The sequence below is a fragment of the Pseudomonas sp. GD04015 genome, from assembly GCF_029837675.1.
GTDB classification, from domain to species: Bacteria; Pseudomonadota; Gammaproteobacteria; order Pseudomonadales; family Pseudomonadaceae; genus Aquipseudomonas; species Aquipseudomonas paralcaligenes.
Genome location: NZ_JAOEEE010000002.1, coordinates 48,319 through 70,610, shown reverse-complemented (window position 1 = coordinate 70,610; position 22,292 = coordinate 48,319). Strand labels below are relative to the sequence as shown.

At 62.7% G+C, this 22,292-nt stretch carries 18 protein-coding genes, 1 tRNA gene and 2 pseudogenes; 7 read left to right on the top strand and 14 right to left on the bottom strand.

Features of this window, described 5'->3' with window-relative positions:
- Window positions 1–69: 69 nt before the first annotated feature.
- Window positions 70–1,773 carry an amidase gene (locus N7640_RS01940; protein WP_279901651.1) on the bottom strand — a complete coding sequence of 568 codons (1,704 nt, stop codon included), beginning with the start codon at window positions 1,771–1,773 and terminating at the stop codon, window positions 70–72.
- Window positions 1,774–1,942: 169 nt separating this feature from the next.
- A complete protein-coding gene (locus N7640_RS01935) occupies window positions 1,943–2,689 on the bottom strand; it encodes a sulfite exporter TauE/SafE family protein (RefSeq protein ID WP_279901652.1) in 747 nt (248 codons plus the stop codon).
- Between the two features lie 87 nt (window positions 2,690–2,776).
- On the opposite strand from N7640_RS01935, the gene N7640_RS01930 reads away from it, so the two are divergent.
- The gene (locus N7640_RS01930; RefSeq protein WP_279901654.1) at window positions 2,777–3,679 is read left to right on the top strand and encodes a LysR family transcriptional regulator; all 903 of its coding nucleotides are present in this window, start codon (window positions 2,777–2,779) and stop codon (window positions 3,677–3,679) included.
- A 61-nt stretch (window positions 3,680–3,740) separates the two neighbouring features.
- Window positions 3,741–3,890, top strand: coding sequence for a hypothetical protein (locus N7640_RS01925; protein ID WP_279901655.1), 150 nt, complete (start codon window positions 3,741–3,743; stop codon window positions 3,888–3,890).
- Here N7640_RS01925 and N7640_RS01920 read toward each other — a convergent pair.
- Both N7640_RS01920 and N7640_RS01915 read right to left on the bottom strand, forming a co-directional pair.
- Window positions 3,887–4,663 (bottom strand): exodeoxyribonuclease III, encoded by a 777-nt coding sequence (locus N7640_RS01920; protein ID WP_279901657.1) that lies wholly within the window; start codon window positions 4,661–4,663, stop codon window positions 3,887–3,889. The genes N7640_RS01925 and N7640_RS01920 overlap by 4 nt on opposite strands.
- Window positions 4,664–4,675: 12 nt before the next feature.
- Window positions 4,676–4,921, bottom strand: a complete 246-nt coding sequence (locus tag N7640_RS01915; protein ID WP_279901658.1) for a hypothetical protein — start codon at window positions 4,919–4,921, stop codon at window positions 4,676–4,678.
- 307 nt (window positions 4,922–5,228) lie between these two features.
- On the opposite strand from N7640_RS01915, the gene N7640_RS01910 reads away from it, so the two are divergent.
- Window positions 5,229–5,714 (top strand): PaaI family thioesterase, encoded by a 486-nt coding sequence (locus N7640_RS01910; protein WP_220812366.1) that lies wholly within the window; start codon window positions 5,229–5,231, stop codon window positions 5,712–5,714.
- A gap of 22 nt (window positions 5,715–5,736) precedes the next feature.
- Here N7640_RS01910 and N7640_RS01905 read toward each other — a convergent pair whose 3' ends face one another.
- Complete coding sequence (locus N7640_RS01905; RefSeq protein ID WP_262880289.1) at window positions 5,737–5,868, bottom strand: hypothetical protein; 132 nt, start codon at window positions 5,866–5,868, stop codon at window positions 5,737–5,739.
- A 30-nt stretch (window positions 5,869–5,898) separates the two neighbouring features.
- Window positions 5,899–6,189 carry a hypothetical protein gene (locus N7640_RS01900; RefSeq protein WP_279901661.1) on the bottom strand — a complete coding sequence of 97 codons (291 nt, stop codon included), beginning with the start codon at window positions 6,187–6,189 and terminating at the stop codon, window positions 5,899–5,901.
- A gap of 308 nt (window positions 6,190–6,497) precedes the next feature.
- Between N7640_RS01900 and N7640_RS01895 the strand changes: the two genes are divergently transcribed.
- A complete protein-coding gene (locus N7640_RS01895) occupies window positions 6,498–8,840 on the top strand; it encodes a 7TM-DISM domain-containing protein (protein ID WP_279901662.1) in 2,343 nt (780 codons plus the stop codon).
- A 33-nt stretch (window positions 8,841–8,873) separates the two neighbouring features.
- The gene (locus N7640_RS01890) at window positions 8,874–11,207 is read left to right on the top strand and encodes a TonB-dependent receptor (protein ID WP_279901663.1); all 2,334 of its coding nucleotides are present in this window, start codon (window positions 8,874–8,876) and stop codon (window positions 11,205–11,207) included.
- A 72-nt stretch (window positions 11,208–11,279) separates the two neighbouring features.
- Here N7640_RS01890 and N7640_RS01885 read toward each other — a convergent pair whose 3' ends face one another.
- On the bottom strand, window positions 11,280–11,819 hold the full coding sequence (locus tag N7640_RS01885) for a hypothetical protein (protein WP_279901664.1): 540 nt from the start codon (window positions 11,817–11,819) through the stop codon (window positions 11,280–11,282).
- 992 nt (window positions 11,820–12,811) lie between these two features.
- On the opposite strand from N7640_RS01885, the gene N7640_RS01880 reads away from it, so the two are divergent.
- Both N7640_RS01880 and N7640_RS01875 read left to right on the top strand, forming a co-directional pair.
- Window positions 12,812–14,083 (top strand): reverse transcriptase domain-containing protein, encoded by a 1,272-nt coding sequence (locus tag N7640_RS01880; RefSeq protein WP_279901665.1) that lies wholly within the window; start codon window positions 12,812–12,814, stop codon window positions 14,081–14,083.
- Between the two features lie 95 nt (window positions 14,084–14,178).
- The gene (locus N7640_RS01875) at window positions 14,179–16,998 is read left to right on the top strand and encodes a metallophosphoesterase (protein ID WP_279901666.1); all 2,820 of its coding nucleotides are present in this window, start codon (window positions 14,179–14,181) and stop codon (window positions 16,996–16,998) included.
- A 128-nt stretch (window positions 16,999–17,126) separates the two neighbouring features.
- On the opposite strand, the gene N7640_RS01870 is transcribed toward N7640_RS01875, so the two are convergent.
- The 7 genes and pseudogenes from N7640_RS01870 to N7640_RS01840 all read right to left on the bottom strand — a co-directional run bounded on the left by N7640_RS01870 (window position 17,127) and on the right by N7640_RS01840 (window position 22,280).
- Entirely contained in the window at window positions 17,127–17,402 is a 276-nt protein-coding gene (locus N7640_RS01870) for a hypothetical protein (protein WP_279901667.1), read from the bottom strand.
- Window positions 17,395–18,377: pseudogene (locus N7640_RS01865) on the bottom strand (integrase domain-containing protein). The gene N7640_RS01870 and the pseudogene N7640_RS01865 overlap by 8 nt, the downstream one beginning before the upstream one ends.
- Before the next feature lie 103 nt (window positions 18,378–18,480).
- Window positions 18,481–19,028: pseudogene (locus tag N7640_RS01860) on the bottom strand (integrase arm-type DNA-binding domain-containing protein); the annotation flags it as partial.
- A 161-nt stretch (window positions 19,029–19,189) separates the two neighbouring features.
- Window positions 19,190–19,265 (bottom strand) — tRNA-Thr (locus N7640_RS01855).
- 356 nt (window positions 19,266–19,621) lie between these two features.
- Entirely contained in the window at window positions 19,622–20,827 is a 1,206-nt protein-coding gene (locus N7640_RS01850) for a methyltransferase (RefSeq protein WP_279901669.1), read from the bottom strand.
- A 71-nt stretch (window positions 20,828–20,898) separates the two neighbouring features.
- Entirely contained in the window at window positions 20,899–21,588 is a 690-nt protein-coding gene (locus tag N7640_RS01845; protein ID WP_279901670.1) for an ABC transporter permease, read from the bottom strand.
- Window positions 21,588–22,280 (bottom strand): ABC transporter permease, encoded by a 693-nt coding sequence (locus tag N7640_RS01840; RefSeq protein ID WP_279901671.1) that lies wholly within the window; start codon window positions 22,278–22,280, stop codon window positions 21,588–21,590. Before N7640_RS01840 ends, N7640_RS01845 begins: the two co-directional genes overlap by 1 nt.
- Window positions 22,281–22,292 lie beyond the last annotated feature (12 nt).

Below are 22,292 nucleotides of genomic sequence, written 5' to 3'. Positions count from 1 at the left end.
GGCGAGACTCAAAACCGAAATGCTACAGGCTACAGATAAGAGCCAGTTACATCTTGGGCGGCCTCATTCCTAAGCCAGCGGCGGCGTTCGCGGCGGAACCTGCCGCCTCGACCCGGTCGACTCATAGGCCGAGGCCAGGCGCAGCAGGGCCGAGTCGTCGTAGGCGCGGCCGGCGAAGGTGAGGCCCACGGGCATGCCGATGTCGGCCATCACGCCCATCGGCACGGTGACGGTGGGGACGCCCAGGTGGCGGATGGCCAGGTTGCCGTTGGCGACCCAGACGCCGTTGCTCCAGGCAATGTCGGCGGAGGCCGGGTTGATGTCGGCGTCCGCCGGGCCTACGTCGGCCACGGTGGGGAAGATCACCGCGTCGAGGCCCAGTTGGTCCATCCAGTCTTCCAGATCGAGCTTGCGGGTCTTTTCCAGGCCGCGCAGGCCGTCGGGCAGGGTCGGGATCTGGTCCCAGGGCTTGATGCCGCGCTCGGCCATGCGCACGTATTCGTCCATGCCGGCGGCCAGGTCGCCTTCGCGGTTGGGCAGGGTGCCAGGGTCGTGGGGGAAGATCTGTGGTCCGTCGACGTCGGCCAGGCGGTTCAGCCGAGGGTCGCCGTTGGCGCGCAGGAAGTCGTCGAAGCCCCAGGCCGACAGGTCCCACAGTTCGTCGTGCAGGAATTCCTCGGAAACGATGCCGCGGTTGAACACGGTCGGCGCGCCGGGGCGGTCGCCCTCGCAGTTGGAGACCAGCGGGAAGTCGACCTCGATCACTTCGGCACCTGCCGCTTCGAGCGCCTGGCGCGCGGCTTGCCACAGGTCGATCACCGAGGGCCGGGTGTGGATGCGCTGGCCGGTCGGGCCGCCGATGCCCGGCGCCTCGCTGGTGCCTATGTCCGGGTCCTGGTTGATGAACATGCGCGGCACGCCGAAGCGCTTGCCGGCCAGCGCCTCGGCCGTCGCCGCCAGCGCCGGATAGGATGTGGGGCGCACCTCGGAGGCTTTGGGGATTGGCACCCAGGGCTGCAGGCGCCACAGGTCGCCGCGGGTGTCCGGGTCGTCGGCCACCACCACGTCGAGCACCGCGAGTAGGTCGGCCATGGTGCGGGCGTAGGGCACCACCACGTCCATGGTCGGGGTCAGCGGCCAGTTGCCGCGCACCGAGATCACCCCGCGCGATGGCGTGTAGGCGCACAGGCCGTTGTTCGAGGCCGGCCCGCGGCCGCTCGACCAGGTTTCCTCGGCCAGGCCGAAGGCGGCGAAGCTGGCGGCGGTGGCGGTGCCGGCACCATTGGACGAGCCCGAGGCGAAGGGCGCGGTGAGGTAGGCGGCGTTGTACGGGCTTTCCGCGCGACCGTAGACACCGCGCTGCATGCCGCCGTTGGCCATGGGCGGCATGTTGGTCTTGCCCAGGCAGATCGCGCCGGCCGCGCGCAGCCGCTCGATGGTGAAGGCGTCGCGCTGGGCAACCAGGTCCTTGAAGGCCGGGCTGCCGGAGGCGGCGGTCAGGCCCTTGACCAGGTAGCTGTCCTTGGCGGTGTAGGGGATGCCGTCCAGCGGGCCGAGCGTTTCGCCGCGCGCGCGGCGGGCGTCGGAGGCCCTGGCCTCGTCGAGCGCCTCGGGGTTGCGCACCACCACGGCGTTGAGCCGGGTGGGGGTGTCGGGACCGTCGTAGGCGTCGATCCGGGCCAGGTAGGCCTGGACCAGTTCGACGGCGGTGGTGCGGCCGGATTCGAGCGCGGCGCGTAGCTCGGCGATGGAGGCTTCGGTGACTTCGATCATGCCGTCAGCTCCTGTCGCCGAGGGTGGAGGTCGTCATGGGGTTCTGGGCGGTGCTCATATCGGTTCTCGCTGAGTGCGTGGCACGGCTGGCGCACGGGCCAGCGGCGCCGATGAGTCGGCGCGGTCGGCCTTCTATGATGCCGCGTATCCGGTGCCTCGCCTACGGGGCTCAGTGGAACGGACGCACCATCAGCTCCAGCCCCAGCAGCAGGAGGAACGACAGGAAGCCGCGACGGAACAGCGCCGCGCCGATCCGCGCGCGGATCTTCTGACCGAGCCACATGCCGGCCAGCGCAGGGAGGATGGCCAGCGCAGAAGCGCCGAGCTGGTCCTGCTGGATGAAGCCCCGGGCGGCGAGGCCGGCCGCGAGGGCGAGGGTGGAGACAGTGAAGGACAGGCCGAGCGCCTGCACCAGCTCGTCCTTGTCCAGGCGCAGCGCCTGCAGGTAGGGCACAGCCGGGATCACGAAGACCCCGGTGGCGCCGGTGATCGCCCCGGTCAGCAGGCCGACGATGGGCGACAGCCACGGCTCGGCCCGCGCCGGCACCGACAGCGCCGGCGACAGCAGCGCGTAGCCGGCGTAGACGACCAGCGCGCTACCCAGCGCCAGGCCCGACCAGCGGGCGTCGACCCGGACCAGCAGCTCCGCGCTGGCGAGGGTGCCCAGCACGATCCCCGCCATCATCGGCCACAGCCGGCGCAGCATCCGCCGGGTCTGCGGGCCGGCGAGCAACTGCCACAGATTGGTCACGAGGGAGGGCACCAGCAGCATCGCCGCGGCGGCGGCGGGCGACATCAGGCTGCCCAGCAGCGCCATGGCGACGGTGGGCAGGCCCATGCCGGTGACGCCCTTGACCAGGCCCGCGGCGAGGAAGATCAGGGTGACCAGCAGCGCAAAGACAGTGGATTCGTTCATGGGCTTATTGGAGCCGGGCCGATCCGGGCGCACAATGCGGTTTTCCCGGCGGTGCCTTCGGGTCATCCGAAGGCTGGAGGTGGACTCATGCGGCTCGACCTGGCGGACCTTCGTCTCTTCCTGTGCGTGGTGGATGCCGGCAGCATCACCCGCGGCGCCGCCGACGCGAACCTCGCGCTGGCCTCCGCCAGCGAGCGACTGCGCAATATCGAGGCCGACGCGGGCGTCGCCCTGCTGCGGCGCCACCCGCGGGGCGTGGCGGCCACCGAGGCCGGCGAGGCGCTGGCCCATCACGCGCGCCTGATCCTGCGCCAGCAGGCGCTGCTGCGCGGCGAGCTGGAGGAGTTCGCGGTGGGCGCCCGGGGCACCCTGCACCTGTACGCCAATACCTCGGCGCTGACGGAATTCCTGCCGCGCCGGCTCGCCCCGTGGCTGGCGCAGCGGCCGGGCCTGCACATCGAGCTGAAGGAGCGCACCAGCGCGGAGATCGTCAGGGCCATCGACGCCGGGCTGGCCGAGGCGGGCATCGTGTCCGACGCGGTTCAGGCGGCAGGGCTGCGGCTGGAGCCGGTGGCGAAGGATCATCTGGTGCTGATCGCGCCGGCGGATCACCGGCTGGCTCCGAGCGGCGGCGTGCGCCTGGCCGAGGTGCTGGGCGAGGCGTTCGTCGGCATGGCGTCCGGCAGCGCGCTGCAGGATCACCTCGACGAGCACGCCCGGAATGCGGGCCGGCCGCTGCAGCTGCGCATCCGCATGAAGACCTTCGAGGGGCTGTGCGAGATGGTTGCCCACGGCATCGGCTTGGGCATCGTCCCCCAGGCCGTCGCCGCCCGCCACCGGCGCCGCTACGGCTACCGGGTGCTGGCCCTGGAAGAAGACTGGGCGCGCCGGCGGCTCTGCCTGTGCTATCGCGACTGGCAGGAGCTGTCGGCGCCGATGCGCAGCCTGCTCGCCGGCCTGGGCGCGGAGGCCGGCCGGCGGATAGGTTGAACCCCGTTGCGGGGTGTTCCTCGAACCTTGCGAGGCCAATGCCGGCCGTTTGAGGTGACGTATGACCCGCAGCGAGAAGCCGCAAGAGAGGCAGGCGCCCATGCCGAACCACACCCCGGTCGAGGTGGGAGAAAACATCCGGTCGGAGGACCGGCGGGACCCCGACGAGGGCAACGAGCTGGTCGCGCCGCAGGCGGAAGGTCAGCGTTAGACGTCGAGCAGCACCCAGGCGGGAGCGTGGTCGCTGGCGCGCTCTTCGCCGCGCACCCAGCGGTCCACGCCGGCATCGGCCAGGCGCGGCGCCAGCGCTTCGGACAGCAGCAGGTGGTCGATGCGCAGCCCCGAGTCGCGCTGCCAGTGCTGGCGGAAGTAGTCCCAGAAGGTGTAGATGCGCTGCTCGGGGAAGCGGTGCCTGATGGCGTCGGTCCAGCCCTGGTCGAGCAGGCGCTGGTAGCAGGCCCGGCTCTCCGGCTGCAGCAGCGCGTCCTTCAGCCACGACCTGGGGTTGTAGATGTCGAGGTCGGTGGGCACCACGTTGTAGTCCCCCGCCAGCACCACGGGGTGCCCGCTCGACAGCAGCGACCCAGCATGTTCGATGAGGCGCTCGAACCAGGCCAGCTTGTAGTCGAACTTGGGGCCGGGCTGTGGGTTGCCGTTGGGCGGGTAGAGGCAGCCGACGATCACACCATGGGCGGCGGCTTCCAGGTAGCGGCTCTGGCTGTCCGAGGCGTCGCCGGGCAGCGCGCGGCGGATCTCCAGGGGCTGCATGCCCTTCGCCAGTATCGCCACGCCGTTCCAGGACGGCTGGCCGCGCCAGAGGGCGCCGTAGCCCGCCCGCTCCAGTTCGGCGGCGGGGAACTTGTCGTCGGCGGCCTTCAGCTCCTGCAGGCAGACGATGTCCGGCGCCTCCCGTTCGAGCCAGGCGAGCAGGGCGGGGAGTCGGGGGCGGATGCCGTTGATGTTGAACGTGGCGATGCGCAGCATGCCGGCGCGGGCTCAGTCGCGCAGGCGAATGATGCCCGCCACGGGGAAGCCGGCCACGTGCACGGTGAGGTTCTCGGCGATCTGCTTGCACAGCTGTGGCGTCGCCAGTTGCTCGACGGACAGGCCTTCCACGGCGAAGCGCTCGCCGGTGACTTCGTTGAGCACTGTCAGGGTGGTCACGCCATCCAGAGCGCAGGCGCAGTCGAGCCTGTAGCCGGGAATCGCGCGCGAGAAGTCGGAAACGCAAGTGGTGTTCATGTTCGCTCTCCAATGCCCGATAGGAGGCACGCCTCATGACGGACAGAAGCCAGGCGAGGCGGGAAAGTTCATACGATTCCAGGGCTGGCGCGGCCTGGAGCGACGGGCGGCTTCCGCGCCTTGGTTAGCGCCTGTGAGTGAAGCGCGCTTCGGCCCGCCTTCGACACTGGAGTCGGCACCACTTTTCTCGGAATGGCTTGCCTGCAATGGTGGCTGCAAGGTACATCGTCGGAAGCATGATGGCGCGTGACCGACTCAGTGAGGCGCCGTCGCCGTGGCAGAAACCTGGGATCGAATGGAGGCGGGAATGACCGGAAACACGCGCTATCTCACCGTTCTGGAATACCTGCAGCGCCAGCTGGAGGGCACGCTTGGCGACGGGGACGAGACGCACATGCTGTACCCGACCGCGATCTCCAAGCTGCTGGGCTTCCGCCTGGTGGCCATCGATGAGGCCATGGCCGAGATCGAGCTGGACGCCGACGCCATCCGGCACGGCAACCAGCAGGGCACCGTGCACGGCGGTATGCTCTGCGAGCTGGCGGACGCCGCCATCGGCACGGCGCATTCGACGCTGATGAGCGAGGGCGAGAGCTTCACCAGCATCGACCTGAAGGCCACGTTCCTGCGGCCGGTGTGGCAGGACAGGCTGCGCGCCCGCGCCTGGGCGTCGCACCGGGGCAGCACCATCAGTCATTACCAGTGCGACATCCGCCGCGAGGACGGCAAGGTGGTGGCCACCGTGACCAGCGCGGTGATGACCCTGCGCGGCGAGCGCGCGCAAGGACGCTGAGGGCGGGCGCCGCCGGTACCGCTCAGGAGCCTATCGCCTCCAGGCAGAGCCAGCCGACGATCAGGAAGAACACGCCTGCCAGCACGGTGATGAGCGTCATGGTCGCCTCGATGTTGATCAGTCCCGAGGGACTGACCACGAAGCGCGTCGGCAAGTTGGATTTATTTTTTCGGCGCCGGCGCCGTCATTTGTCGTCGTAGGGCGGGTACCGATCGTCGGGCGCGCGGCGTTCCGCCCGCGGGTCCGATGCGCTGTCCGGAATGTGCGGCGGATGCGGCGGGTCGATCTGCGGGTCGCCGAGGTCCGGCGAGTCCGGGTCGAAGCCCAGTTCCGGGTCCACGTCGCGCCCGGCGGACCCGCCGCGCTCGGGGTAGCCGGGCAGGCCGCGGGCGTCGGTCGGAGCGCCCCGTTCGGGCCACTTATCGGTGAGGGTGGTCTGTTCCTGGTTGTCAGCGTTGCCGTGGTGCGATTTCATGTTCGCCTCCGCTGCCGGGGCCGAGAGGCCGATGGCGGGTTTGCTGTCCACTCCCTGGTCATGACGGTCCGTGCATAAGGTCTGAGTCTGGTGTCGTCCGAATACTCGATGTGTTTGCCGAGCGCCGTCGGCGCCTGCCTCCGGGCGTTCGCGGTGGTGTCAGGCTGTGGACGCCGGTTCCGCCGCGAAGGTTTCAGCCATCCGCTCGCCGGCTCCCCGTCGCCGGCGCTCCGCAGGTGTGGCCGCGAGCCGTGGGGGCGCCACCTCCCGTGAGAGGTTGGTGGCGGAGGCTGGTGCTGGTGGGCTGCATGCTGCTCGCCGGCGTGGCCTGCGCATCACCGGAGTGCCCGGCGCAGCGGATCGAACTGTCCAGCCAGGCGCAGATACTGGAGGACCCGGGCGGCACCCTGACCGCCGACCAGGTGCTGGCGCTGCCCGACAGCGCCTTCGTTCCCGCCACCCAGGAATTCCTGCCCCATCATTACAGCCGCTCGGCCTTCTGGCTGCGCCTGCGCTTGCCGGGTGACTTCGCGGGCGGGTGCCCGCGCTGGCTCACGGTAGGCGATCCCCGCCTGTCGGATATCCAGGTGTTCGTCCGCCAGGACGAGCAGTGGCACACGATGCGCGCCGGCGCCGAACACCCGCTGGAGCAGTGGCCCGCCGAGGCCCGCCAGCCGGCCTTCCCGCTGTCGCTGTCGGCGGACCGGGAGCTGAACCTGCTGATCCGCGTGGCCAGCAACACGGTGGTCATCATCGAACCCCGGCTCTGGTCGGAGCTGGGGTTGCTCGAGCACCGGCAGAACAGCGCCATGGCGGACGGCATGACGCTGGGCATCACCCTGCTGATGGTGCCCTTCAGCTTCGTCGTCGGCTGGATCCTGCGATCACGGCTGCTGGTCGCCCACGCCCTGACGCTCGTCACCTACGCGATGCTGGTCAGCGTGGTCAACGGCTACCTGGTGCATCTGCCCGCGCTGCTGCCATGGTCGTGGTGGATGATGTGGGCGCTGGGGCTGATCCAGTACTGCCTGCTGCTGGTCTATTTCCGGGTGCTGTTCCAGGTGCGCCAGCTGCCGCCTGTGTGGGGCAGGGCCTACGACCTGTTCATCGTCATGATGCTGCTCTGCCACGCCTGGATGCTGGTCGACAACATCGAGGGGCGCATCCTGTTCGATTGGGCGCGCAAGGCCGTCTATCTGCTGCTGACCGCCACGTTGCTGATGGGTTGGCGGCGGCAAGTGGCTTACAGCTGGCTGGTGTACCTAGTCTACGGGCTGATCATGCTGCAGGGGCTGATACGCCTGCTGTCCGTGGCGGGCGTGCCCTGGCAGACCACCGCCGACATACTGAGCGTGACTTCCACCCTGCCGGGATTGCTCCTGCTGGCCTGTACCCTGGCCCTGGAGGTGGGGCGCGTGCGGGCCCGGGAGAGTCGTGCCCTCGCCGACCTGGACAACCAGCAGAAGGCCGAGCACGAGCGCCTGGAAAGCACGGTGGCCATGCGCACCCGCCAGCTGCGCGAGTCGCTGCAGGCGCGCAGCCTGCTGATGGCGCGGATCAGCCATGACCTGCGCTCGCCGCTGGTCAGCATCGTCAACTACGCGAGGCTGCTGCCCCCCGGCCTGCCCCAGGACTATCCGCGCCGGATCGAGCGCAACGCCCGCCGCCAGCTGGAGCTGATCGACGAACTGCTGGAGTTCTCGCGCAGCGAGCTGCACCAGCTCGAGGTGGTCCTGGCGCCCGGCTATCTCTACGGCTTCCTGCAGGAGATCGAGGACGAGGGTGGCTTCCTTGCGGCGCAGCAGAACAACACCTTCGAATCCCGCTTCGATTCGCGGCTGCCGACGCTGGTGCAGGCGGACTTCCGCCGCCTGCGCCAGATACTGATCAACCTGCTGGCCAACGCCGCCAAGTTCACCCGCGACGGCCAGGTGCTGTTCGAGGTGCAGTGCCTGGCCTGCGACGCCGGATCGGCCCGCCTGCGCTTCGTGGTGCGCGACACCGGCATCGGCATCCCCCCGGAAGAGCGTAAGCACCTGGTGCAGCCGTTCTGGCGTGGTCGCGGGGCCAGGCGCGTGTCCGGCAGCGGGCTGGGACTGTCCACCGTCAGCGAACTGCTCCAGCAGATGGGCAGCAGGCTGATGCTGGACGAGACGCAGGCGCACGGCACCGGCTTCAGCTTCGAGGTGGAGTTCGCCCGGGCACGGGAGGAGGACCTGGACTTCTCGTTCGAGGAGAGCCACACCGTGCGGGTCGATGGCGCCGGCCGCCACGTGCTGCTGGTGGACGATGTCGAGCACAACCGCGAATGGCTGAGCGACCTGCTCGGCGGCTATGGCTTCGACGTCACTGCGGTGGCGGACGCGCCGCAGGCTCTGGACGCGCTGCGGCGCGAGCCTTGCGACCTGCTGATCAGCGACCAGGCGATGCCCGGCATGGATGGCTGGGCGCTGCTGTCCACGGTGCGCGAGCGGTGGCCGGCGCTGCCGGTGCTGCTTTATTCTTCCGCCCCTCCGCTGCCGCCGGCGGGCTATCCGGCCGACCTGCAGTTCGATGCCGTCCTGCTCAAGCCGTCCGACACGGCCGCGCTGCTCGCGACCATCGAGCGGGTCGCGCCCGGCTCCCGCGCCGCCGTGGATACCGGTTCGTAGGAGGCTCATCGTGTGCGGATGAAGGGGAGAGGGATGGTTCGCAATGGTTATCCGGTCGGCATCGTTTTGCTGTCCTGCCTGGGCGGTACGCAAGGCCTGTCCGCCGCCGAAGCCGCACCGGCCCTGGTGCTCGACGAGGTGAAGGTGAGCGCGCGCCACCGCGAGGAGAGCGCCCAGCAGGTGCCCATCGCCCTGACCGTGCTCGACGGCGAGCAGCTGAACGACGCAGGCATCTACCGGACCGAGGACATGCAGCAGCGCGCCCCCAGCCTGCTGGTGTCGGCGCCCAACGCGCGCTACACCAGCTACGGCATCCGCGGGCTCGGCTCCAGCTCGTTCAACGACGGTATCGACGGCAGCGTCGGCGTGTTCCTCGACGGGGTCTACCTGGGGCGCCAGGGCATGTCGCTGTACGATCTGGTCGACCTCCAGCGCGTCGAGGTACTGCGCGGGCCGCAGGGCACCCTGTACGGCAAGAACACTTCGGCGGGGGCGATCAACATCAGCAGCCGGGCGCCGACCTTCGAGCCGGAGGGCAGTGCCGAGGTGTCGTTCGGCGAGCATGGCCTGCGCCAGTACCGCGGCACGGTGTCGGGCGCGCTGGTCGATGGCGTGCTGGCCGGGCGCCTGACCGGCTACGATGTCGAGCGCGATGGGCTGATCGACAACGTCTACGACGGCAGCGAGCTGCGCGACCAGAACCGCCAGGGCCTGCGCGGGCAGCTGCTGTGGACGCCGAGCGACAGCTTCAGTGCGCGCCTGATCGGCGAGTACGGCTGGCAGGACGAGCACACCAACGTGTTCATGGCCAGCAACTACAGCCAGGCCACGGTCAAGCGCGCGGCCTTCCTCGGCTACCGCCAGCTGCCCATCGCCCCCTATGCGCGGCGGGTGCAGCAGGACGAGCCGAACACCATCAAGACCCTGCAGACCGGCCTCACCCTCGAACTCGAGGGCCAGCTGGCCAACGGCGCCACGCTGACAAGCATCACCGGCTACCGCGACTGGGCGTACGACGCCGACCAGGACGGCGACGGCACGGCGCTGTCCATCGCCCAGAACGTCGCGGTGCGGCTCGACCACCATCAGTTCAGCCAGGAGCTGCGCCTGGCCGACTCGCCCAACGAGCACTTCGACTATGTCGCCGGGCTGTACTACCTGCGCCAGAGCCTGGACCGCGAGCTGGGCGTGCGCTTCGGCGACGACGCGGCGGCGTTCTTCCTCGGTGACCGGCCGGAGCTGGCCATGCTCGGCGTCACCCCCGGGATGATCCCGCCCTCGCTGCTGGACGGTGCCCGGCAGACCTTCGACGGCGAGCAGCGGACGGACAGCCGCGCGGTGTTCGGCCAGGTCACCTGGCACGCCACCGACCGCCTCGACATCACACCGGGTCTGCGCTACACCCGCGAGCGCAAACAGGGCTGGCTGTCGCGCCAGGTGTCCGGGCTGGCGCCGCTGGGGCCTGACCCGGTGTCGCAGATCGCCGGACCGCTGCTGCGCGACACCACCCTGGGCGGCGCGTACTACCGGCGGGACGCGATCGAGGAGAGCAACCTGTCTGGCCAGCTCGCGGCCAGCTACCGCTTCGCCGACGACCTGCTGGGCTATGCCAGCTGGTCCCGGGGCTACAAGGCCGGCGGCATCAACCTCGAAGTGATCGGCCCCAACGTCCAGCCGACCTTCGACGCGGAGCGCGTCACCTCGGTCGAGGTCGGGCTCAAGAGCAGCTTCTGGAACGATCGGGCCATGCTGGACCTGGCCCTGTACCAGGCTGATGTCGACGACTACCAGGCGCTGACCAATCGGGCGCCGGCCAACGAGTACGCGCCGCCGATCCGCGACAACCTGATCAACGTCGGTAAGGTCCGTCTGCGGGGTATCGAACTCGACGGCCTGCTGCGCGCCAGCGAGCGCGTCGACCTGCGGCTGGGCGTGGCCTGGAGCGACGCGCGCTACCGCGATTTCCCCAACGCGCCCTGCTCCCCGTCCGTCGCCCAGTGGTCGTGCGACCTGAAGGGCGAACGGCTGTTCAACGCGCCGGAGTGGAGCGCCACCGCCGGTGTCGACTACCGGCACCCGCTGGAACAGGGCCTGGAGCTGTTCGGCGCGCTCGACTACAGCTTTCGCAGCGGCTACTACGGCACCCTCGAAGGCGGCGAGGGCAGCTACCAGCCGTCCTACGCGCTGACCAACCTGCGCCTGGGCCTGCGCCGCGCCGACCGGCGCTGGGAGGCCGAGCTGTGGGCGCGCAACCTGTTCGACGAGGACTACATCACCGCCGTCTACGCCCAGCTCGGCGCGGGCGACTACGGCGTGCTGACCGGCGACCCCCGCAGCCTGGGCGTGACCCTGCGTACCCGCTGGTAGACCTCCAGCGGCAGGCTAGAAATGCAGAAACCCGGGGAAATCCCAGGTTTCTGAACGTACTGCATTGCGCTATCAGCTTGGCGGAAGCCGCTTCATGACGGCTTGCATATCCAGGGGCTCAGGTCCGATCAGATTCTCCAAGGCGATACGAGCGTCTTCCGGCAGCTTGTCGAACACCACGGCCATCTCGTAGTAGCCAGGCCCGGGAAAGACCGCGTCCACCAGGTTGCTGCTGATCTGGCTTGGCGCCTGGCCAAGCGCCTTCTGTGTCCGCTCCAGTGACAGAGCCGCGTGCAACAAGTCGTCCAGAGCCGCGCGCGAGCAGGCGTACTGATTGCGCTGCACCAGATAGCCCACGGCCAACCCCAGATCGTGGCGTGGCAATCCAAGAGCCTGCAGGTTTTCGGTAGTCAGATTGGCTGGCAGTGCGGCCTGCTCGCGTGCTGTGCATTCCTTCTCTGCCGCCGCAAGCAAGGTCGTCTTGACGGCGACCTCTCTCTGGAGGAGCCGAAGAACTTCCTCGTTCGCCATGGCGCCATGGGACGAAAGCGCTGCAGCGAGCGCAACGCTCCAGCGCAGCACGTAACTGGTCAGTTCGCGGGCGACAGCCATGAGGGACTCCTTCCTAGAGTTTTCGGGCTTGCGATTGTTACCCAATAGGAGCGCGGCTGCATCCCAACATACCTCCAAATCGTGGCACATGGACTGTGCCCTGACATCGGGTGAAACCTGGGTGCTGCAGCGGCGGGTTCGGCAGAGGTCTTAGCTCAAGCGAGCCATTGACTCGCTCGGCTGGGCTGGCTGTACGTCGAATTGGTGCAGCAGAAAAAACAAAGGCCTGCATCGCTGCAGGCCTTTGATTTGAATGGTGCGGCACCAAGAGTCGAACGAATTTTTATGTATATGATTTTTATGTATTTTATTTGGATTTCTGAATCGACTTATCCCTTTGAATATCCTTTATCCCGGCACTGATCGAATACGGTTAGCACATCTGATTTTCAGCTATTTCTAACCGTATTTGGATTGTTCCCTAAAATGTAACTTGAGTTGTATTTCAGCTGACGAACGACAGGAGCCGATGGTGGCTCTTTGCGAGCTCAGCATCGAGCCGATATTCAATAGTACAACTCTGGTCTACCTCGTCTGGGCAGTGATGGCTGAACCAATGGAAACTGCAGCCAAAAACCGACGGTGAGCCAGGAAAATAAATTTGCTCCCTTTTCGCATTGGGTCAAAGCTGCTCTGTCCCGACCTGAGTGACTGCTGTCATGGCCGGCTGCTGTCTGGCGGCAATGACAGCACCCGGCTAGGAGTAGCCCCTGATGAAGCATAGATTTCGATCTCAATTGGATCCTACAGGGTTCTTATTGCTCGGAACCTGCGCGGCGGGCTATTGTGGCGGTGCTTCGTTTGCTTGCTGATCGATCCGCCACGCGGCGGTGAACCCAGTTTGCCAGACGGCAGCGATCTCTCTTCGGAGGGCGCTGTTCGGGTCGCGACCAAGATAGCCGTTCTGGTATCTGGGTCTCCCGTAGGTAGTGAGTCCCTGTAGCAGTTGGGTGAGAGCGAACTGGTGATGCCCAACAACACAAGGATTGTTTGTGAGTAGGTTATATAAGGACATTTACAGTCAACGAACGCTCTACGGCGCCTGGAGGAAGGTTCGCAGTAGCGCCTTCTTCTCTTCCTCCGACGAAATCAGACGGGAGGCTGAGGAATTCGAAAGCCGCCTCCCTGACTCATTAATTGAAATTCAGCGCGCCCTATCGAAACAGCTGTTCATATTTCACCAGCAAACTGGCGTCGCACAGAAGAAGCCTGGTGGGAAATCCCGGCCCTTAGTATTGGCCCCCATACCGAACCGTGTCGTCCAGCGCGCCTTGCTCGACGTGCTGCAGCGTCGTGTCCGCTTCGTTAGGCAGGTTCTGGCCACGCCCACAAGCTACGGCGGCATTCCCGAAAAACGCGTAGCCATGGCTATCGCTGATGCACGGAAAGCAATGCGCATGGGGGCACGATTCCACATTCGGTCGGACATCCCCGCCTTCTTCACGAGGATAAACAAAGACCGGGTTCTAGAACTACTCCGACCACATCTGAACTGTGAGGCTACCCTCAAGCTTTTTGAGGAAGCCATCAGAACAGATTTGGCTAATATCGACGACCTCAGGCGGAAGGGGCTGGGCGAAATTTTTCCGATCGGTATCGAGGGGGTGGCCCAAGGCTCTCCACTGTCTCCTCTGATAGCCAATATCTACCTGGCCGAGTTCGACTTAGCGATGAACTCGAACGGCATCACATGCCTGCGCTACATCGATGACTTCCTGCTCCTTGGGGCAAGCCTTAGTGATGTAGAGAAAGCATTCAACAGATCGCTGAAGGAGCTGGGTAAGATCGGGTTGGAGGCATACGACCCACGGACAAACAAAGCAAAGGCCTCCCGTGGGGCCACAGAAGTTGGGTTCGATTTCTTGGGATGCAATGTCTCCCCTGGTCTGTTTCAACCTAGCGAAGCGACGCGCAGACGATTCAGGGCAAAACTGGACGCTGAGTTCGTCGCAGCCTCATACGCTCTTCGCTATAACGCACAGTATCAAGACGGGGACGGAAAGTACTCATACTCATCCTCCCTCTACCGTTTAGACAAAATCATTCTGGGGTGGGGAAAAGCTTTCACGTTCTGCAATGGTTATCAGTGCATGATTGCCTTGGATAACTTTATTTCAAATAAACTTGCTCTGCTTGAAGCACAGAAATTCGCTGCTCTTGCCAAGTCCGATAGTACCGCTCACAGACGTATCTTAGGAGTTCGTCTCCTAGCAGGCATTCAAGCTAAATCTCCCCAAAACTTGCCAGCTCAGTGTGAGAATTAACTGGGATTTCACGGGAAAGCTAGAGTGGAAACTTAGTTTTGCTTTGGATTAAATATAAGTATTTTTTAAATAGATGCTACGCAAAGGAGATGTGCGTGAGCGAATTAAAATGGCTTCACTTGTCAGATTTTCACTTTGGCAAAAAGCCGTACAGCACTTACCAACAGCCGCTGGTGGCTCGGAAACTCATTGAGCATGTCATCGCTCGGAGCACAAAGGAAGGAGGCCCCGACCTTGTATTTATCACTGGAGACATTGCCAACTCAGGTCAGTCGAGTGAATACGCGCTCTTCAATGATCACGTCATTTTCCCACTCCTGGCGCATTTTGGTGACGATTTCATTGATAACATATTCTTGGTTCCAGGCAATCACGACGTTCAGCGAGAAGTACAGCGGAATTTTGGTCGCAACGAGCACCTATCACTAGATAGCGGTAATTTCGAACCTACAGCAGAGTCGCTAAAAGATCGCGCAGACCTTGTCGAACGACTTAAAGGATTTATTACATCTCCGTTTGCTAGCGAGTTATCAGCATTCGAGGGCAAAGAAGGAGTTTACCGCAGAGAGTTAAATTTTGGCGAAAAGAAAGTCGGCATACTCGGAATAAATACCTCATGGCTTTGCCGGGACAACAACGATAAAGGAATGTTAACCCCTGGTGTGCCAATTATTAGAGACGCTTTGGAACAAGGCGCCGATTGTGATCTCACGTTCGTGTTAGGGCACCACCCTTTAGACTGGTACTCTCCTTCTCATGCGGAGCCGATAAGAACATTATTTGCAAGATACAATGTTATTTATTTGTACGGGCATATGCATAAAGTTTGGGGGAAACCTGAGTATGCGAATGGCTCAGCTTTCATGACAATCCAAGCTGGAGCTTCATTCCAAGCTGGCGAAGCTAGTCAATGGAAAAATAGTATCCTGTGGGGGCGCGCAAATCTAGTCAAAAAGTCACTTGCACTAATTCCATTTACATGGAATTTCGATGAGCAGATTTGGAAGCTCAATTCGAATGGGTTTCCAGAGGAGCATAGAATCCACGATGAATGGCATTTTCATCTCCCACAGCCATTTGCTCCCGTCGATGCACAAGCCCCAAAAAGAATTACGCCCCCGGGAGGCTGGGAAATTGCAAGATTTGAGGTTCTACAGGGATACATTAAGCCTATTCCTGAAGAGCTAGCCATTTACTTCTTTGATGGTGCAAGTCCAACTTGGGAAGTTTCATTGTCAACATCTATCCCCAGAAGGGAGATCGTTGGCGAGATCGTAAGTACTTACAACAAACTAGTAGCTAAAGGGTCTGGCCTACCTTGCGTTTGTACATTGCTAGCGGCAGGCTGTGAAGGGAAAACTACGGCACTACTTCAAGCCAGCTACGAGGTATTGCAACAAGAACCATCCAAGCGAATCTTGCACAGGAAAAATAACCTACGCCCATTTGATGTGGAAAACCTTCTACCTGTACTGAGCACACATAACAATTGGCTTATCGTAGTCGACGAAGCTGACCAAGTTGCGAAACATATCCAAGGTTTTGCTGAAGCCGGACTTTCTGGATATACGGGACGAATCGACTTTTTACTAGCTTGCAGGGACTCGGACTGGCGCTCAAATGGTGCCGATACTATTCCTTGGAATTTCTCCTGCACCTACAAAGAAATCGTACTCAAGGATCTAAACAAGACCGATGCTGAAAAGATAATTCATGCTTGGGAGGCATTTGGTGACCGCGGTCTAGGCGAAGGTGGTTTGGCTAATCTAGATACTACGAGCCGAGTTGAAAAGCTGCGATTCTTTGCAAAACAGGAGTCTAGGAGCAAATCGGGAGCATTTTTCGGTGCCCTATTGCTAAGCCGACATAATGGAAAATTACTTGACCATGCTGGAGAAATGCTTTCAAGGCTAGAAGAAGCAGAAGTGAGCTTGGGGAAAACGCTCAGAGACGCCTTGGCTTATATTGCCGCAATGCATGCTGAAGGCTTTGAGAAGCTCACCTACGATGTTTTGGCAGCAGCAATGGGGATGACTATATCTAAGCTGAAAAACGTTGTGATCAATAAGCTCGGGCAAGAAGCAGCCGCGACAGGAACCGCGACGACAATCTATACTAGGCACAAATATATTGCTGAAGCGATTATTGAGGTTTTAGAAGAAAAATTTGAAGTGGATACGGCTTCGTTATTTATCGACTTGGCGCTCGCGGCAGAGGAAAAGTCCAAGACCGAACGTGTAGAAAATTTAGAGTTTTGGCGTTTCAAAATGGCCGACACGTTTTTCGAAAACGGTAAAAATACTGTAGCCACCTCGCTGTCAAGGGCCTTGTTAGAGACGGATACCAGCAACTACAAGCTACTGACAAAGCTTGCTAGTTTCTATCGAAAAGAAAACAGCCCGGATGATGCTCTGGTTCTGTTTAGAAATTACGACGGAGCCCTCCCTGAGCGTGGCTTCTATTATGAGTGGTCGCTATGTGAACTTGAAGCACGAAACACCGTAGAAAGTGCTGCTCTCGTACTTTTCTCGATCTCCGACGACACGGATGCTTCTCAGCTAGATATTCACACTGCACTTTCATACCTAGTGGGCCTAACGGATATTTTATCTACACTTCATAGAGATTACGCAGATGAGATTTTTGTAAATGCTTCTGATGCAGCATGGTCGATAATCAATTGGTTCGTAATTCCCCGACCTGATCTATACCCCGTAGGGCTAAAAGCCTTTCTTAATAAAGTCGATAAAAAACGCGCCACTCTATATAAAGGTATAGAAGCTCATAATATGCTGATTACATTGAGCGCTCGTATCGGGAGTTACAAATCACAACTGACCCTTCCGCAAAATTGTCGAGTACAGCATCTGCTGTTTGATTCATTAAAAATGCTGATCAAAAACGCGTCAAGATAAGTATGGGTACCCAAGGCCGATTTTAATAGAATCAGCCGATTTCTACCTGTCGCCACCGGCATCTATGGGTCGGACAGACTGCTCCTGGCCGATTTCTGCCGGTGGCGACAGTCAGGGTCAGGACCCACTCAGAGATTGAAAACCCACGACGTTTGCAGACGTTGAGCAAGCAGCCGAACCGTCAGTAAGTAGTAATACCGCGTCGCCTCACTCCGTTGGCTAAGCCGGTGTTCGAGAAACCAAGCCAGATGCTTTCTCTGCCAAGCCCACGGGGTTTCTCGCTGCCAGCGTGCCGCGATTTCAGCTTGGATGATTTTCGCCTGACGCAAGTGGCGTTGCCGGGGCGCGTACGAGCCGGTCAGCACGCCGACTAGGAACAGTTCCATATCGAAGGGCTTACGCATGTCTGCCACCTATATAGGCAGAGACCACATCGATTCGGCCGTGCCCCAGCTCATAGCTGATTTGTGCCCGGGCATCACGATCAAGGCAGCTATCTATCTCGTAGCAGCGACCGTCATTGATAGGCGCTCGGTGCTGGGTGATCTGCTCATAGCGCTCACATGCGTAAGCCGCTCGCAGTTCATGAAAGCCTTTGAGGTCATGTGTGTGCAGGACATCCCGTGCTGGGCGTACCACTTGTTGCAGCACGCCTATATAGCTTTCGTCAGTCGCAATCAGGTTTCGGCTGCCCGCAGGCGAAATCCGCTTCGCAAATCCAAGCGCATCGCTAACGTGCTGATCCACTGAAATCCAGCGCGGCGCTGATGCGCCGGCACGGCCGCCTTTGGTGCCCTCCTGAATGTTGATCTTGCCGAGGTTTTTGGCCCCCCGGCATAGCCGTGGCAGGTCAGCCAGGATGGCCTCACGCAAACGCATGCCAGTGGCCCGTGCTAATTGAACGATGGCAGCGGCACGTGGCATCTGCTGCTCGCAGAGTGCGTCGACTATCCGCTTAACCTGTTCGCGGTTTTGGCCTTGCGGCACTGAGCGACGAATGCCGGCGCGCGCATTTCCAACGTCTTGCTTGGACTCGGCACTTTCACATGCGGATCACCGCGAAGCGCCGCCATGGTTCGGTTCACACTGGACAATCGGTTTTGCGTGGTGGCGATGGCGAGTTCGCCTTGTTCAACTTGCTGGCGCAGATATCCGGCGTAATCCAGCAAGGTCTGTCGGTTGATCTGCCGTGCATCATTAAACCCCGGCCCATCGTCCGACCGGCACCAGCGTACGAAGGCCTGCCACCGATCAGCGTGTGCCTTCACCGTGCCGTAATGCCCGCCGCCAAACATGTCCTGCAACGCCTGCGGCCCGGCATAACTCAATTGCCGGCCATAGCCAAAATTCCGCCCATCCCGCCTGCCTACCAATGCCATGATCCAGCGCCTCTCGAAGCCAAGCTTTGAAATTTTCCCCACGTCATCCCGCCAAGAATGTTGAGTGTTATTAGGGATCAAGGCCCCTGCAGCCTGTGGGGTTGAGCCGTTTTGCTTCGCGAATGATGCTCTGCAGGTAGTTTTGTACTCTTAAAGCAACGTCGATAGTGCCGCGCTTTTTGATGGCTTCCAGCGGCTGCATCAGATCATAGGTATCCAGATCGACGATGGCTCGTGCACCCAGAATTGGGAAGACGTGAGTCTTTAGGCGGCTCAGCACCGTCTTGGCATAGCCTGGTGCCCACTTGGCCGACATCATCCTGTGCCAGTCGAGCGCGACGCTTTCAAATGTTCTGCCTAGGATGACAGCTATGGCTTTGGCCTGCTGCTTGTTCTCCACTGGGTCGACACCATCTGCTTGAGTTCCAGGCGCTTTGCTCGTGCATCAGCCAGCCCGATGACGGGGTAGTTACCGAGCGAGGTAAGTCCTTCCCGGCCGTCAGGCTTCACGTACCTGAAACGCCAGCCTTCTCGGCCGTTGGGTTGCACCAGAAGGTAGAGACCCTCGCCATCGAAAAGCTTGTAGGCGCGGTCAGTGGGTTTTGCCATGCGGCAGGCAGTGTCAGTCAGTGGAGCAGTCGTGCGAGCCATAAGGGTATAAACCTTTATCGAATCGACATGTACCCTTAACCGTATCCTTATTAGTGTTAGCTGCCAGCAGATTCCGACGGAACGCCAAAACGAAAAAACCCGCCAGAGGGCGGGTTTTCAAGGGTTCCAGCGATGTTGGTGGACTTCAGTGGAACCTCAAATGGTGCCGGCACCAGGAGTCGAACCCGGGACCTACTGATTACAAGTCAGTTGCTCTACCAGCTGAGCTATACCGGCGAAAGGGCTGCCATTATAGCCATTGCCTTGATCCTGTAAACCGAGTCGAAGCTGAATCTTCTTAAGGATCGGCAGGTGGCCCTTCACGACCATCCTCACCGGGCTTTTGCCCCTTGGTTTCTCTGGTTGCGGCATCAGCCGATCTATGTTTATGCACAAAAAGAAGCCGGGGTTAGGGCGCGCTGCACGCATTCTGTGCGGCTTGTCCTGTTTTTCTATAAGTGGCTGTTTTTATTTGTATTTATGGCGTTGCTCAAGAAGCGGCCAATTGATCTGTCGTCCAGGGCGGCCGGGCTTCACAGCTGTTTCTTCAGAAAGTGCTCACAGACTTATCCACAGCTTCTGTGGATGGACTGTTAGCCTCGCTCGGCGAGCAGCAGCAGGTTGCGTGGCGTCAGTTGGTGCTCGCAGAAGGTGCCCAGGCGTACCTGATAGCCGCGTTCTTCGAGAAAGAGCGCGCGGTCCAGCAGTAGCCACAGTTCCATCGGGCGACGGAAGAGGCTGCGTACCAGTTCCAGGTTGCGTACCTGGGCCAGGCGCGGCCAGCCCGCTGCTTCCAGGGAAACCCAATCGATGTCGCGATTCAGCGCCACATCCTTGAGCTCGGCCAGGTCGCGACAGTACTGGGCGAAGTTCTTGTCCAGCCAACTGACCGGCAGCGACGGTGTCGGCAGGTATTCGTCCGTCCCGCGCTGTTCGCGTTGCAGCAGGTCGAAGGCCAGGCGGCGTGCCATGGATTGGTCGCGCTGACGGCGCTGGCGCTGGCCGGCCGTGACGGTTTCGGCCAGGGGCAGGCCCAGGTCGTCCTTCGACAGTTGCAGGGTGGACTGCCGCGCGGGAGCCGACAGCGGCAGATAGTATGTGCTGGCGATACGGTTGTAGCAGCAGGGCGCCACGGCGAGCTGGGGGCAGCCCGAGGCGCTGGCCAGTTGCAGCAGACGCACGTGCAGGTCGCCACAGGCGTGCAGGGCCACCGGGCTGTGTTCGGCGGAAAGGTGCGTTTGCGCGTCATCCGCCAGGACGTCCTGCAGCAGGTGCTGGACATCCATGTGCAGGCGATCGCTGAGGTGCCGGCCGGCAGCTACCAGGCGCTCGTCGTGTTCCAGGCAGGTGAGGCGCTGCCCTCCTTGGGCCAGCAGGCGACCGAGGTGCCCCTTGCCGGAGCACCAGTCCAGCCAGTGCGTCGGTACCCGTTGGAACTGCAGGCGCCCGGCGAAGGCGACTATCTGCTGCCATTTGCGTCCTGGCACGTCGACGCCGAGGCGCTCGGGCAGCGAACCCAGCCGGCACTCCGGCAATTCCCCCAGTGCCGAGAGCGCGGAGGCCTGCCGTGCCAGTTCGGGGAAAGGAGCGGGGGCCGGCAGGCGCTCCAGGTGATTGTGTTCGGTCTCGGCCTGTTCCAGGCTGCGTTCGCGCAACCAGGCGGCCAGCGCGGGATGCTCGGCTTCCCAGGGCAGGGCGAGGCAGGTGAAGGGCTTCGGTCGCCACAGCGCCTGGTGGGCGACGAGGAAGTCGTCCAGGGCCTGGAAGCGTTCGCGCAGGGCGGGGCCGGTGAGGATCATGCGAGCGGTGAAGTGAGGGCGATGCCGCGCATTCTATCCCTCTCGCGCGGCGGGAGAGGGATGACGATGAGTCAGCGGCCCTGGCAGGCGTCGACGCGCAGCTTGCGCTCCAGCAGCTTGAAGGCGCGCACCATCACGTAGGCGATGACCAGGTAGAAGATACCGGCGGCGAAGAAGATCTCCACCGGCAGGTAGGTGCGGGCGATGATGGTCCGCGACATGCCGGTCAGTTCCAGCAGGGTCACGGTGCTGGCCAGGGCGCTGGCCTTGAGCATCAGGATGACTTCGTTGCTGTAGGCCGGCAGGCCGATGCGCGCGGCGCGCGGCAGGATGATGTAGATCATCGCCTGGGCGCGGGACATGCCCAGCGCGCGGGCCGCCTCGATCTCGCCGGGCGGTACGGCCTGGATGGCGCCGCGCAGGATCTCGGCGATATAGGCGGCGGTGTGCAGGGTCATGGTGATGATGGTGCACCAGTACGGGTCACGCAGGTATGGCCAGAGCGGCCCCTTGCGCACCGCGTCGAACTGGGCCAGGCCGTAGTAGACCAGGAACAGCTGCACCAGCAGCGGTGTACCGCGGAAGAAGAAGATGTAGCCGTAGGGCAGGGCGCGCACGTACCAGTGGCGCGAGGCCCGGGCAATGCCCATGGGCAGGGCGAGGATCAGGCCGGCCACGACGGCGATGGCGACCAGTTCCACGGTCAGCCAGGCGCCCTCGAGCAGCTTGGGCAGGTACTTGTAGATCACGTCCCAGTTCATCAGGCGCTCCGAACGAAGCCGCGGCTGGCGCGCTTCTCGAGGAAGTGCATGCCGATCATGGCGATGATGGTCAGGCCTAGGTAGATGAAGGCGGCGACCATATAGAAGGTGAAGGGCTCCTTGCTGGCGGTCACGGCGATCTGCGAGCGACGCATGATTTCTTCCAGGCCGATGACCGAGACCAGGGCGGTGTCCTTCATCAGGATCATGAACAGGTTGCCTAGGCCGGGCAGGGCGATGCGCCACATCTGCGGCAGGATCAGCTTCCAGAGGATGCGGCTCCTGCTCATGCCGAGGGCCTGGCCGGCCTCGCGGTGACCCTTGGGAATCGCCAGGATGGCGCCGCGGAACACCTCGGTGGCGTAGGCGCCGAAGCACAGGCCGAGGGCGATGGTGCCGGCGGCGAACGGATTCAGCTCCAGGCTGCCGATGCCGAGGAACTCGCCTAGGGCCGCCAGGCCCTGGACTGTGCCGAAGTAGATGAGCAGCACCCAGAGCAGTTCGGGGATGCCCCGGACGATGGTCGAGTAGCTGCCGCCAAGCCATTGCAGGGGCTTGTACGGGGAAGTCTTGGCCAGCGCGCCGAGCAGTCCGAGTACCAGGCCGAGGGCCAGGGCGGACAGGGCCAGCTGGATGGTCACCAGCGTGCCGGCGACGAGGGCGGGGCCGAAGCCGTGCAGGTCGAGGATCATGGGAGGCTACTG